Source organism: Sphingomonas longa (assembly GCF_016892685.1).
Taxonomy (GTDB): domain Bacteria; phylum Pseudomonadota; class Alphaproteobacteria; order Sphingomonadales; family Sphingomonadaceae; genus Sphingomonas; species Sphingomonas longa.
The window spans coordinates 622,869-634,990 of the sequence record NZ_JAFEMC010000003.1 but is presented as its reverse complement, the minus strand read 5'-3'; the positions used below and the strand labels follow the sequence as shown (position 1 = coordinate 634,990).

The 12,122-nt window shown below is 68.0% G+C and carries 15 protein-coding genes; 4 read left to right on the top strand and 11 right to left on the bottom strand.

Annotated features, from left to right (window positions below; all coding sequences use genetic code 11):
* Positions 1–30 precede the first annotated feature (30 nt).
* On the bottom strand, positions 31–1,254 hold the full coding sequence (chrA, locus tag ILT43_RS13030; protein WP_204199395.1) for a chromate efflux transporter: 1,224 nt from the start codon (positions 1,252–1,254) through the stop codon (positions 31–33).
* 20 nt (positions 1,255–1,274) lie between these two features.
* Complete coding sequence (ruvB, locus tag ILT43_RS13025) at positions 1,275–2,294, bottom strand: Holliday junction branch migration DNA helicase RuvB (RefSeq protein WP_204199394.1); 1,020 nt, start codon at positions 2,292–2,294, stop codon at positions 1,275–1,277.
* Between the two features lie 213 nt (positions 2,295–2,507).
* On the opposite strand from ruvB, the gene ILT43_RS13020 reads away from it, so the two are divergent.
* Complete coding sequence (locus ILT43_RS13020) at positions 2,508–3,101, top strand: exopolysaccharide biosynthesis protein (protein ID WP_204199393.1); 594 nt, start codon at positions 2,508–2,510, stop codon at positions 3,099–3,101.
* 14 nt (positions 3,102–3,115) lie between these two features.
* On the opposite strand, the gene ILT43_RS13015 is transcribed toward ILT43_RS13020, so the two are convergent.
* The 3 genes from ILT43_RS13015 to ILT43_RS13005 all read right to left on the bottom strand — a co-directional run bounded on the left by ILT43_RS13015 (position 3,116) and on the right by ILT43_RS13005 (position 5,023).
* Complete coding sequence (locus ILT43_RS13015) at positions 3,116–3,580, bottom strand: hypothetical protein (RefSeq protein WP_204199392.1); 465 nt, start codon at positions 3,578–3,580, stop codon at positions 3,116–3,118.
* A gap of 80 nt (positions 3,581–3,660) precedes the next feature.
* Positions 3,661–4,260, bottom strand: a complete 600-nt coding sequence (ruvA, locus tag ILT43_RS13010) for a Holliday junction branch migration protein RuvA (RefSeq protein ID WP_204199391.1) — start codon at positions 4,258–4,260, stop codon at positions 3,661–3,663.
* A 46-nt stretch (positions 4,261–4,306) separates the two neighbouring features.
* Complete coding sequence (locus tag ILT43_RS13005) at positions 4,307–5,023, bottom strand: Crp/Fnr family transcriptional regulator (RefSeq protein ID WP_204199390.1); 717 nt, start codon at positions 5,021–5,023, stop codon at positions 4,307–4,309.
* Positions 5,024–5,281: 258 nt separating this feature from the next.
* On the opposite strand from ILT43_RS13005, the gene ILT43_RS13000 reads away from it, so the two are divergent.
* The gene (locus tag ILT43_RS13000; RefSeq protein ID WP_204199389.1) at positions 5,282–6,067 is read left to right on the top strand and encodes a Crp/Fnr family transcriptional regulator; all 786 of its coding nucleotides are present in this window, start codon (positions 5,282–5,284) and stop codon (positions 6,065–6,067) included.
* Here the strand turns inward: ILT43_RS13000 and ILT43_RS12995 are convergent.
* The 4 genes from ILT43_RS12995 to ILT43_RS12980 form a co-directional block, all read right to left on the bottom strand.
* Positions 6,064–6,513 carry a TM2 domain-containing protein gene (locus ILT43_RS12995; RefSeq protein WP_204199388.1) on the bottom strand — a complete coding sequence of 150 codons (450 nt, stop codon included), beginning with the start codon at positions 6,511–6,513 and terminating at the stop codon, positions 6,064–6,066. The two genes, ILT43_RS13000 and ILT43_RS12995, sit on opposite strands and share 4 nt — an antisense overlap.
* A gap of 56 nt (positions 6,514–6,569) precedes the next feature.
* Positions 6,570–7,076, bottom strand: coding sequence for a crossover junction endodeoxyribonuclease RuvC (gene ruvC, locus ILT43_RS12990; RefSeq protein WP_055840780.1), 507 nt, complete (start codon positions 7,074–7,076; stop codon positions 6,570–6,572).
* The gene (locus ILT43_RS12985) at positions 7,073–7,492 is read right to left on the bottom strand and encodes a DUF559 domain-containing protein (protein ID WP_204199387.1); all 420 of its coding nucleotides are present in this window, start codon (positions 7,490–7,492) and stop codon (positions 7,073–7,075) included. The genes ruvC and ILT43_RS12985 overlap by 4 nt, the downstream gene beginning before the upstream one ends.
* A gap of 70 nt (positions 7,493–7,562) precedes the next feature.
* Positions 7,563–8,306, bottom strand: coding sequence for a YebC/PmpR family DNA-binding transcriptional regulator (locus ILT43_RS12980; protein ID WP_204199386.1), 744 nt, complete (start codon positions 8,304–8,306; stop codon positions 7,563–7,565).
* Between the two features lie 85 nt (positions 8,307–8,391).
* Here ILT43_RS12980 and ILT43_RS12975 point away from each other — a divergent pair, with 85 nt between their 5' ends.
* Both ILT43_RS12975 and ILT43_RS12970 read left to right on the top strand, forming a co-directional pair.
* Positions 8,392–9,849 carry a helicase HerA domain-containing protein gene (locus tag ILT43_RS12975; RefSeq protein ID WP_204199385.1) on the top strand — a complete coding sequence of 486 codons (1,458 nt, stop codon included), beginning with the start codon at positions 8,392–8,394 and terminating at the stop codon, positions 9,847–9,849.
* A gap of 82 nt (positions 9,850–9,931) precedes the next feature.
* On the top strand, positions 9,932–11,257 hold the full coding sequence (locus tag ILT43_RS12970) for an HD-GYP domain-containing protein (protein WP_204199384.1): 1,326 nt from the start codon (positions 9,932–9,934) through the stop codon (positions 11,255–11,257).
* A gap of 58 nt (positions 11,258–11,315) precedes the next feature.
* Here ILT43_RS12970 and ILT43_RS12965 read toward each other — a convergent pair whose 3' ends face one another.
* Positions 11,316–11,582, bottom strand: a complete 267-nt coding sequence (locus ILT43_RS12965; protein WP_204199383.1) for a DUF2312 domain-containing protein — start codon at positions 11,580–11,582, stop codon at positions 11,316–11,318.
* A 101-nt stretch (positions 11,583–11,683) separates the two neighbouring features.
* Entirely contained in the window at positions 11,684–12,058 is a 375-nt protein-coding gene (locus ILT43_RS12960; RefSeq protein ID WP_204199382.1) for a DUF1244 domain-containing protein, read from the bottom strand.
* Between the last annotated feature and the right edge of the window lie 64 nt (positions 12,059–12,122).

Sequence of the window (12,122 nt, the reverse complement as noted above, 5' to 3'; positions counted from 1 at the left end):
AGATTGTCCGGGGGCCGGGTAGCGGCGCGATCACGGAAACAGCAGCCACCCCGCCGCCGCACCGAAAGCGATCAGCGCGGGGATCAGCCAGCGCCCCTTGCCGAACCACGCCGCCGCCAGCGCCAGCGCGAAGATCGTCCCGACCGGCCAGAGCGCCGGAGCGCGGGCGGCGGTGGCCCAGCCGAGCTGCACCGACGTGGCGGCGATCACCCCGACCACCGCCGCCGCAACGCCCGCAAGCAGGCGGTGGGTGGCCGGGTTCTCCACCACCGCCTCCAGCCGTTCGAACAGGATCATCGAAAACGCGAATGCCGGCAGGAACATGCCCGCGGTCAGCGCCAGCGCACCGCCGAGACCACCGGCGACATAGCCGACGAAGGTGCCGAAGATCACCAACGGCGCCGGCAGCACGCCCGCCAACGCGACGCCGTCGAGAAACGTGCCGTCCGCCAGCCAGCCGCGCCCGACGGTGTCGGCGCGCACATAGGGGATGGCGGTATAGGCCCCACCGAAGGTGAGCAGCCCGCCCTTCAGCCCGGCGACGAACAGCGCGGCGATGCCCGCCTGCACGGCCGGCAACGCGGGCACCGCGCCGACCGGCGCCACCGTGCCGTTATGCAGCGCCAGCGCGAGGAGGACGGCCAGCACCGCCACCGCCGCCGCGGCCCAGCGCCGCGCCGCGACCGCATAGGCGAGACCGCCGGCGATCAGCGGGATCCAGAAGGGCACGCCGAGCAAAGTCGCGACCGTCGCAAGTCCGGCGATCAGCCACAGCAGGCGATCCTCCAGCACATGCGTGCCGATCCGCTGCACCGCGCGGACGATGATCGCGACCACGACGATCTGCACGCCCAGCAGCAGCCCCGACGCCCCCGTCCGACCAAGCAGCCACGCATCGTAGAGCCACGCCGCGCCCAGCATCAGCACGAAGCCGGGCAGCATGAAGCCGAGCCCGGCGAGCAGTCCGCCCCAGCGGCCCCGCGCGACCATGCCCAGATGGACGCAGAGTTCGTGCGCCTCCGGCCCCGGCAGGATCTGGAGAATCGCGAGCAGGCGGTTGAAGCGCGCGCCGGAGATCCACGGATCGTCCTCGACCAGCGCCTGCCGGATCATCGCGATCTGCGCGACCGGGCCACCGAAGGCGAGGCAGCCGAACCGCAGGAAGCGCAGGAACAGCGCCGGCAACGATATCGCGGGTGGCGCAGGCGATAGCACGGTGCCCCGATCCGCCGCGTCGACGACCATTCCCCCCATGTGACCCCCCTTCTACTCCGTCAGTCGAACAATCCGTCCTGCGATCCCGCCGGCGGGTTGAGCCCGAGATGCTTCCAGCCCCCGGCGTTCAGGAAGCGGCCCCGGGCGGTGCGGGCGATGAGCCCAAGCTGGATCAGATAGGGCTCGATCACCTCTTCGATCGTATCGCGTGGTTCGGACAGGCCGGCGGCGAGCGTCTCCACCCCGACCGGGCCACCCCGATAGATATCGGCGATCATGTGCAGATAGCGCCGGTCCATCGCATCGAGGCCGAGCTTGTCGACCTCCAGCCGGTTGAGCGCGGCGTCGGCGACGCGGGCATCCACCGTTTCCACCCCCGCAACGTTGGCGAAATCGCGGACGCGACGCAGCAGGCGGCCGGCGATGCGCGGCGTACCACGCGCACGGCGCGCGACCTCCGCCGCGCCGTCTGGCGCGATGCCGAGATCGAGCAGGCCGGCGGCGCGCGATACGACGCGCGTCAGTTCCTCCACCGTGTAGAATTGCAGGCGCACGGGAATGCCGAAGCGGTCGCGCAGCGGGGTCGTCAGCAATCCCTGCCGCGTCGTCGCGCCGACCAGCGTGAAGCGCGGCAGGTCGATGCGGACGGAGCGTGCCGATGGCCCCTCCCCGATCATCAGGTCGAGCGCGCGGTCCTCCATCGCCGGATACAGCACCTCCTCGACCGCCGGTTGTAGTCGGTGGATCTCGTCGATGAACAGGACGTCGCCATCCTCCAGATTGGTCAGCAGCGCGGCGAGATCGCCCTGTTTGGCGATGACCGGGCCGGAGGTGGCGCGGAAGCCGACGCCCATTTCGCGCGCGATGATCTGCGCCAGCGTGGTTTTGCCGAGACCCGGAGGGCCGAAGAACAGCACGTGATCGAGCGCATCGCCGCGACCGCGCGCGGCCTGAATGAAGATGCGCAGGTTCTCGCGCGCCGCCTGCTGCCCGACGAATTCGTCGAGGCTTTTGGGGCGCAGCGCGGCGTCGACGTCCTCGGGGCGGCGGCTGGCGGTCAGGAGGCGGTCGTCGGTCACGATTCGTTCCGTAGCGGACCTGCACGCATCAAGTCGAGGGGGCGAAGTGGAGGAAGTGGAGGCGTCGGTGCGCCGGCCTCTACTTCGCGCACGCTGCCATCCGAACGGCGGGCATCAGGCGAATGGGGCGGTGACGAATACACGTCTGTTATATCGCATCGGGCAGCGATGTAGGACAGCGGAACCCGTTCCGCGCCATGCGGTTGGAAGCGCATGGCGGACGATCCCCACAGCATCGGCGACATCCTCGACTCGTTGGGTACGCTGGCAGACGAGCAGGACCGGGTATCGCTCGGCGATGCGGTAGCGGCGTTCGGCAACCGATCCTACGGCCCGTTCCTGTTGGTGCCGGCATTGATTGAGGTATCGCCGATCGGCAGCATTCCCGGCCTGCCAACCATGCTGGCGGCGATCATCGCGTTGTTCGCGGTGCAGATCGTCATCGGCCGCGAGCATCTGTGGCTGCCGAAGTTCCTAGCGCGGCGGAGCGCCAAGGCGGCGACGGTTGACAAGGCGACGCGCAAGCTCCGCGGCGTGGCGCGTTTCGCGGATCGCTGGTTCCACGGGCGGCTGCCGGTGCTGACCCGTGGGCCCTTCGTGCGGGTGGCGGGCCTGTGCTGCCTGTTGCTCGCGATGACGGTGCCACCGCTGGAACTGCTGCCATTCGCGAGCACCGCGCCCATGGCAGCGATCGCCGCGTTCGGGCTGGCGCTGCTGGTCCGGGACGGGGTGCTGATGATTGTGGCGACGGTCCTGGCCGGGGTGGCGGTGGCGGTCGGCGTGGGGGTGATCGGGTCGAAAGGGTAGGTCGGACCGTCGCCTCAGCCGCGCGCGTACGAAGCGGTTTCGGCAGACACGCCCAGCCACGCATTCAGCAACTGCTCGATCGCGAGTCCCTCCGCATCGAGGTGCGCGCGGACGCCGGCGATCAGCGTCAGCATCGCCGCGCGGCGATCCGGTTCATCGGCGCCTACGACCCCGCCGATCCCGCTCCAGCGCAACACATAGGCATCGAAATTGGCGGCGGCGGTGTCGCAACTGACCATCATGTCGACAGCGGAGCGACGCTCGCCCGGATCACCCTGCGCGATGGCCGGGCAGAAGATGTCGGCGTGCTTGAACAGGCGATACGCGCGAAGCCGGCGCGCCAGATCCCAATGGGCTCGCGCCAGATCCGGACCGCCATCCTTGCTGGCGCCGGTGACGACCACCTCCGCCGCCTTCAACTGGTCGAAAAGGCCCTGCCGATGTTCGTTCAGCAGACGAAGTGCGCGGGTGGTGTCCATGCCCCGACCCTGCGGCGGAAAGGCTTACTGATCCATTACGGACCCAAAATGCATTTTACACACGGATTTTGGGTCTAGTTTCATTTTGCGGCTTTTCGCAGCGCCAGCCGAACCAGCGCGTCGAGGCTGGCGGCGCCGCCCAATTCCTCATCCGCCGCCGTAACGGCTGCGCTGGCATCGGCGGGGCGGAAGCCGAGGTTGAGCAACGCCGATACCGCATCCGCTGCCGCCCCCGCAGGCGCGACCATCGCTCCCCCGGTCCCGCTACCCGCCGGGATGACGCCGACGCGATCCTTCAGTTCGCGAACGATGCGTTCCGCCAGCTTCGGCCCGACGCCGTTGGCCCGCGCCACCATCGCCTTGTCCTGCGCCCCGACGGCGCGGGCGAGGTCGACCGGTTCCAAAGTCGACAGGATCGCCAGCGCGACGCGGGAACCGACGCCCTGCACGCCGGTCAGCAGACGAAACCAATCCCGTTCGGTTGCGCTCGCGAAGCCGACGAGGCGGATCGAATCCTCCGACACCAGCATTTCCGTGAACAGGGTCGCCGCCTCGCCGACCGGACCGACCGCCGCCAGCGTGCGCGACGATGCGCCGACCAGATAGCCGATGCCGCCGACGTCGATGACGGCATGGTCGATGCCGGTGGACTCCAGCCGTCCCTTGAGATGCGCGATCATGGCCGCGGGACGTAGAACAAACCGCGTCCCGCGTCATCCCGGAGCATCATCCCGTCGCGAGCGGGATCAGTTCCGGATGCAGGTAGGCCGGATCGAACTCGCCCAGCGACGCGAGCCGGGGCAGGTCGAGGACGGTGATCGCGCCGTTCTCCCGCTCGATCAGGCGATCCTGCGCCAGCGACTGGAGCACCCGGTTGACGTGGACGGGCGTCAGGCCGGTCGCGTCAGCCAATTGGCCTTGGGTCAGCGGCAACGCAGCCGCCGTTTGCGCATCGAGGCCGGCGACGCGCACCGCCGTTTCGCACAGCAGGTGCGCGATTCGGGTGCGGGCACCGCGCCGGCCGACGTTCAGAATCCACTCCCGGAACACGGAGGCATCCACCAGCGTGTCGAGCCAGAACGCACGGGCGATCGCCGGCCGCCGTTCAACCAGGGCGAGCAGGGCGGTGCGCGGGATGAAGGCGACGCGGCACGGCGTCAGCGTGCGGATGTCGTGATCGGCGGTACCCGTCATCAATCCGTGCAGGTCGAGCAGGTCGCCGCGCAGGTGCAGCGACACGATCTGGCGCTTGTCCTCGCCGGTGATCTTCGACCGATACGCGAAGCCGGAGAGCAACGCGCAGCAACGCTCGACCGGTTCGCCATCGCGCGCGATCACTGTGTCGGCGTCGAGCATGGTCGCCTCCTGCGCCAGCGCGAGAAATTCGGCGCGGTCGTGTTCGTCGAGTAGGCCGGATCGTTCGAGCTTGCGGACGATGGGCATGAGGACAGGTTCGCCTGCCTGCATCGGAATACCTCTTCTTGGGGCGTGGGAGAAAGACGCACGCCGTGCCGACCACGGCTCGCAGGGCCCGTTTACCATTGCGGCCGCCGGTAAAAACGCTTGGTCGGAAAGCGAACATTATCCAGGGCAAGGCGGGGTCGTGTAGCCGGTGCTAGTCGGCGGCATCGCCTGCCCACGGTGTCGGGATGCAGGCGACCGGGGGGTCAGGCTCCCCCGCCCGCACGACGGGATGCCATCATGTCCATGCTTATGCAGTCCTCGCCTGCGCAATCCACGGTCGAAAACCGGCTGCTATCCGCGCTGTCGGCGGAGGACTTCGCGCGGCTCGCGCCCTCGCTGGAGCGGATACACCTGCCGGTCCGGTTCCTGATGGGCGGTCACGGCGGGGTGATGGACACCGTCTATTTTCCGGAAACGGCGGTCGCGTCGCTGCTGGCGATCTCTCCCGACGGCAACCGGGTGGAGGCGGGTCTTTTCGGGGCGGAGGGCATGTCCGGCCTCCCGGTGCTGCTGGCGGAGGGACGGTCGCCGCACGATTCGCTGATCCAGGTCGAGGGCGGCGCGTTGCGCATGCCCGCCGATGCGTTTGCGAAGGCCGCGTGGGACAGCCCGACGCTGATGGGCCTGATGCTCCGCTACGCGCAGACGTCTTCGGTGCAGGTCGCGCATACCGCGCTCAGCAACGCGCTGCACACGATCAACGAGCGGCTCGCGCGGTGGATATTGATGTGTCACGACCGGGTGCCGACCGATCAGATCGCGCTGACGCACGATTTCATGGCGCTGATGCTCGGCACGCGCCGATCCAGCGTGACGCTGGCGTTGCAGACGCTGGAGGGCAGCGGCCTGATCCGCTCGCTGCGCGGTCAGGTCGTGGTGCGCGACCGCGCCGGGCTGGAGGAGTTCGCGGGCGATGCGTACGGCGCACCGGAGGCCGAGTATGAACGCCTGATCGGGCCGATGCCGCGCCCGCGGTCGAAAGAGGGGGTCGGCGGGGGCGCGAGCATCGGCCCCACCAGCTAGCGGCGATAGCGCTCCGCGAACTCGTCTTCGGACATGATGAGGTAGCGGATCGTGTCGATCAGCGCCCAAGGGCCGGTGACGATCAGGCCGACCAATGTGCAGGTCAGCACCAGCATCGCGATGCCGGAGCCGGTGCGGCCGAGATAGAAGCGGTGGATGCCCAGCGTGCCGAACAGGAAGGCGATGATCGCAGCGACGAACTTGTTGCGGTCGGTGCGCGGGCGCGGCGGTGTGGCGGCCGGAACGGCGACGGCCTGCGCCGCGGTCGGCAGCGGAAAGATGCTCAGCGCGCGGGTGTCGGCGGTCTCGAAATCGACATAGGCGCCGATCGCCGGCTCGCCGCGGTCCGCCCAATCGTCGGGCCCGAAGGTGTAGCGGCGGCCGTCGTCGCCCGCGACTTGCCCCGCCCCGGTCCGCGCATCTACGCCAAGCACTTGTCCCCGCATCAATTCCCTCCCTGTTGCCGCGGCGTTTCCGACATCCGCTGCCGGGTTGCAAGTCATCAGGCGGTGATGCGCGAGCGGCGCGCCATACCCTCCGCGCTGGCGAGGTGGTGGGCGTGGGTGATCGCGACGGCCAGCGCATCGGCGGCGTCGGGCCCGGCCAGCTTCGCGCCGGGCAGCAGCACCGCCATCATCGCCTGGATCTGCTTCTTCTCGGCGCCGCCGGTGCCGACGACCGCTTTTTTGACGGTCGAGGGGTGATATTCCCCGATATGCAGCCCGGCGGCGGCGGCGGCGAGCAGCACGACCCCGCGCGCCTGCCCCAGCTTCAGCGTCGACTGCGCATTGGTGTTGCCCAGCACCTCCTCCACCGCCGCCCCGTCCGGCCGTTCGGTGCGGATGACGTCGACCAGCGCCGAATACAGCAGCGACAGGCGACGGGGCAGCGCCATCGATGGATCGGTGCGGATCTGGCCGTTGGCGACGTGGCTGAGCCGGTTGCCGTCCGCGCGGATGACGCCCCAACCGGTGGTGCCGAGGCCGGGATCGAGGCCGAGGATGATCATTGGGACTGCTTCCACCGTGCGGGACAGGTTTGCGCAACCGACAGGATCGACAGGAGCGTGCCCTCCATGTTGGTCATCACGTCGTAGTTGGAGACGCGAATCGTCGTGATGCCCGCTGTTTTCAGGATGCCGTCCGCAACGAAATCGGTGTCCGCGTCATGCGTATGACCGTCCACTTCCACCGCCAAGGCGATGGCAGGGCAGAAGAAATCGAGGATACGAGAGCCGGAGACATACTGGCGGCGAAACTTGAAGCCGCCCCGCTTCGATCCGGACAGATGCCGCCACAAGCGTAGTTCGGGTTCCGTCGGATTGCGTCGATGATCGCGGGCGTAGCCGCTGACCACTGCCGACGCCGCCTCTCTCTTGAAGCCCCTCCCCTTCAGGGGAGGGGTTGGGGGTGGGGTGGGTCTCACCGAGTCCGTCGCCTGCGGAGAAGCCCCACCCCAACCCCTCCCCTGAAGGGGAGGGGCTTGAAGTGTTGGCTCAACCCAGCTTCTCCATGACCTCGTCGGAGACTTCGTAATTGCCCCAGACGGTCTGGACGTCGTCGTCGTCGTCCAGCGTGTCGATCAGCTTGAACAGCGTCGCGGCATCGCCCTCCTCGATCGAGACCATCGTCTGCGGGCGCCATGCCAGCTTCGCGCCCTCGAACTCGCCGAGCACGGGCTCCAGCGCCTTGGCGACTTCGTGCAGGTCGCCCTGCGCGGTCCAGATCTCGTGACCGTCTTCGGTGGAGGTCACATCCTCCGCCCCGGCTTCCAGTGCCGCCTCGAAGACCTTTTCGGCATCGCCCGCCGACGCCGGATAGTTGATGAGGCCGACGCGATCGAAGGCGTGGCTGACGGAGCCGGATGCGCCGAGATTGCCGCCGTTCTTCGCCACCGCCGTACGGACGTTGGTCGCGGTGCGGTTGCGGTTGTCGGTCAGCGCCTCGATGATGAGCGACACGCCGCCGGGGCCGAAGCCCTCGTAGCGGATCTCCTCATACGCCTCCATGTCGCCGCGCGACGCCTTGTCGATCGACCGCTGGATATTGTCCTTGGGCATCGACTGCGCCTTGGCGGCGTTCACCGCTGCGCGCAGGCGCGGGTTCATGTCCGGATCGGGCAGGCCCATCTTGGCCGCCACGGTGATCTCGCGACTGAGCTTGGAGAACATGCCGGACCGCTTTTTGTCCTGCGCGCCCTTGCGGTGCATGATATTCTTGAACTTGGAATGGCCTGCCATCGGTCCGCCTCTTGGAAGATGGCAGCGTCCTTAGACCCGACAAAGGGCTTTCGCCAATCGTCCCCTTCCGGCAAACGGCACCGCGATGACGGTAAGCGTGGATATGGGCACCGACGAGCGCGGCTCGGCGGTGGCGATGGACCTTGAGGAACTGCTCGCCACCCGGTTGCTGGTGCAGGGCAATTCCGGATCGGGAAAGTCGTACCTGCTGCGCCGCCTGCTGGAACGGTCGGCCGGGCAGGTGCAACAGGTGGTGATCGACCCGGAGGGCGATTTCGTCACCCTCGCCGGCCCCTACGGGCATGTCGTGATCGAGGCGGCGGACTATTCGGTGGCGGAGGTGGCCCGGTTCGCATCGCGCATCCGCGAACATCGCGCGTCGGTGGTGCTGAGCCTCGAGGGGCTGGAGGCGGAGGGGCAGATGCGCTGCGCGGCGGCGTTCCTGTCGGCGCTGTTCGATGCCCCGCGCGAACACTGGTATCCGGCGCTGGTGATCGTCGACGAGGCGCAATTGTTCGCCCCGACGACCGGCGGCGAGGTCGCGGAGGACGTCCGGCGCGCCTCCTTGTCGGCGATGACCAACCTGATGTGCCGGGGGCGCAAACGCGGTCTGGCGGGCGTGATCGCGACGCAGCGACTCGCAAAACTGGCGAAGAACGTGGCCGCGGAGGCCTCGAACTTCCTGATGGGCCGCACCTTCCTCGACATCGACATGGCGCGCGCCGCCGACTTGCTGGGGATGGAGCGGCGTCAGGCGGAGGCGATCCGCGACTTGCCGCGCGGCACTTTCATGGCGTTGGGGCCGGCGGTGTCGCGGCGGCCGATCACCGTCAGGATCGGCGCGGTCGAGACCTCCGCCCGCTCGGGCAGCCCGAAGCTGACGCCGTTGCCGGACGCGAAGCCGTTCGATCTGGTCGACATGCTGGCCGAACCCGTGGTGGACGCGCCGATGCTGCCGATGGCGTTCGAAGCGCGGCCACGGCTGGTGCCGGCGGAGGAACTGGTGGCGGATATCGGCCGCCCTACCCCTGCGCCGCTGGCTCCCGTGCCCGACAAGGACGAGGCGGAGGTCGAGGCGATCTACGCGGAAGCGCTGCGCGCGATCGTCGCCGATGCGGATGCGGCGTTCCGGTCGCCGTCGACGCTGTTTCAGGATTTTCAGGTGCGATGCCGGATGGCGGGACTGTCGCGTCCGCCGCTGGACCTGCCGGGCTTTACGCGGCGGCTGAGTTGCGCGCGGGCGGGTATCTTCGACGTGGCGGCGGAGGAGTGGCAGGACGCGCTGGCGCTGGCGGGGACGTTGCCCGACGACATGATGGGCGCCTTCCTGCTCGTGGCGCGCGCCGCCAAGGAGGGACGCCCCTGCCCCTCCGACGCGGAGCTGGCGACAACCTACGGCACCAGCTCGCTGGGGCGCGTGCGTCGCCTGATCGGTTATATCGAAAGCCGAGAGCTGTTCGTGACGCGCGTGGACCTGTCCGGCAAGCGTTCGATCACGATCCCGCGCCTCGGTTGGACGACAGAGTCAGCCGACGCAGCTTGATCTAGTTTATTCACCCAGAAAACCAAGTTGGTTCTACATTGTTTACTCCTCCCGCCTATCGGTGATGGCGGAGGACGTTTTCATGCGGGTGACGATCACGGCCAGTCAGTTGCGGCTCGGCATGTACATCAGTGCGATCGACACATCGTGGTGGGAACATCCGTTCTGGCGCAGCAGCTTCCTGCTGCGGCGGCAAAGCGATCTGGACAAGATCATCGCCAGCGATTTCCAGCGGATCGAGATCGATACCGACCGTGGGATTGCACCCGAATCGGCTGCGTCGCTTAGCGACGCTGCTTCGCCGCAAACGGCGATTGCTGTCGACCCTCTTCCAGCCGTCGCTGAACCTGCCGCGCCCGAGCCGGCGCCGGTTCGCGTCCGCCCCACGCGTCGGCGCGAGGATGCAGCGACGCGCGCCGCCGAGACGGTCCAGCGCTCCAAGTTCGCCGTCCGTCGCATGTTCGGCGAAGCGCGGCTGGGTCGCGCGATAAAACCCGCTGATATCGCGCCGCTGGTGGACGAGATCGCCGCCTCCGTCGCGCGCGATCCCGGCGCGATCATTTCGGTCTGCCGTCTGAAGAACAAGGACGAGTACACGTACCTGCATTCGGTGGCGGTGTGCGCGTTGATGATCAATCTCGGCCGACACCTGCGGCTCGACGAACGTGAGATCCGCGACATCGGCATGGCCGGGCTGCTCCACGACATCGGCAAGATGGCGATGCCGGACGGTTTGCTCGACAAGCCGGGGCGACTCGACGACCAGCAGACCCGCGTGATCCGGACTCATCCCGAAGAAGGCATCCGGCTGCTCGGCGACAGCGACGAGTTGATGCCGATCGCGCGCGACGTGTGCCTGCACCATCACGAACGGGTCGACGGCACCGGCTATCCGTTCGGACTGACGGCGGAGCAGTTGAGCGTGCATGCGCGAATGGGCGCGGTGTGCGACGTCTACGACGCGGTCACCAGCAATCGCAGCTACAAGCCGGCCTGGTCACCGTCCGACGCGCTGTCGCGGATGATGACGTGGGAGGGGCATTTCGACCCCAACGTGCTGTCGGCGTTCGTCGGCAGCATCGGCATTTATCCGATCGGCACGCTGGTGCAGATGTCGGATAGCCAGCTGGGCATCGTCATCGCCGCGAACGCCGACGAACCGACGCTGCCCTGCATCCGGCGGTTCTACGCGGTGCCAGACGCCCGTTTTCTGGCACCGAAGGACGGGGCCGCCCGACCCGCCCCCCACCCGGACGCGATCCTGCGCCCGGAGGATGGCGATCGCTGGTTCGGCCGCGACTGGCCGGCGATTGCCGCGCGGGTGCTGGCGGGCGAGACCGTGACCGGGGAGCTGTTCGGTGCGACCGGTCACGGCGCGATGCCGTTGATCGGGATGCGCGCCGCCTAGACATCGGCTCTTCATCCCTCCCTTGGAGCGGGAAGGATGCGGTTACCGACGATCCCGTTCAGATCATCCCCAACGCCTGCATGTACACTTCGAGGATCGCCTCCTCCTCCTGATATTCTTCTTTCTTCTTCTTGCGGATCGACAGGATCTTTCGGATCGCCTTCGGGTCGTAGCCGCGGCCCTTGGCCTCCGCCATCACGTCCTTGATGTCGTCGGCGATGCCCTTCTTTTCCTCTTCGAGGCGCTCGGCACGCTCGATCAGGAGCCGCAGCTCGTCCGCCGCGACGTGCCCGCCGCCCATGCCTTCGTTACGATCTTCGGCCATGTCCCACCCCGCCCGCGCCCACGCGCGGCCTTTTGCTGATTCGATGAAAGGATGCCGGATCCCCGGCAGGGGGGCGCGTCTAGGCGTTTACGTTTGCCGGCTCAACCCCGGCCGGGTTCGGTCATCGCGGGCGGATCGCTGGCCGGGAAACTCTCGTCCAGCGCTTCGTCCAGCGCATTCTCCGCGGGAGCGTTGCGGGCGACGCTCTCCTTCATGCGGGCGAGCTGTTCGGGCGTGGCGTCGCCCTGATGCCGCGCCTTCCAGTCGGCATACGGCATGCCGTAGATCGCCTCCCGCGCCGTGTCCTTGTCGAGCTTGCCCGCCTCCTGCGTCCAGTCGGCCAGGCAATTGCGGCAAAAGCCAGCCAATCCCATCAGATCGACGTTCTGCGCGTCCGTGCGATGACGCAGATGCCGCACCAGCCGGCGATAAACCCTTGCGGCGGTGGCATCATCGACGCTGTCAAGCGGGTCCATTCGTATGCTCCGTGGTTGATCGAGGTATAATAGGCTTTAGGAGGTGGGCCCGCATCCCCCCAGC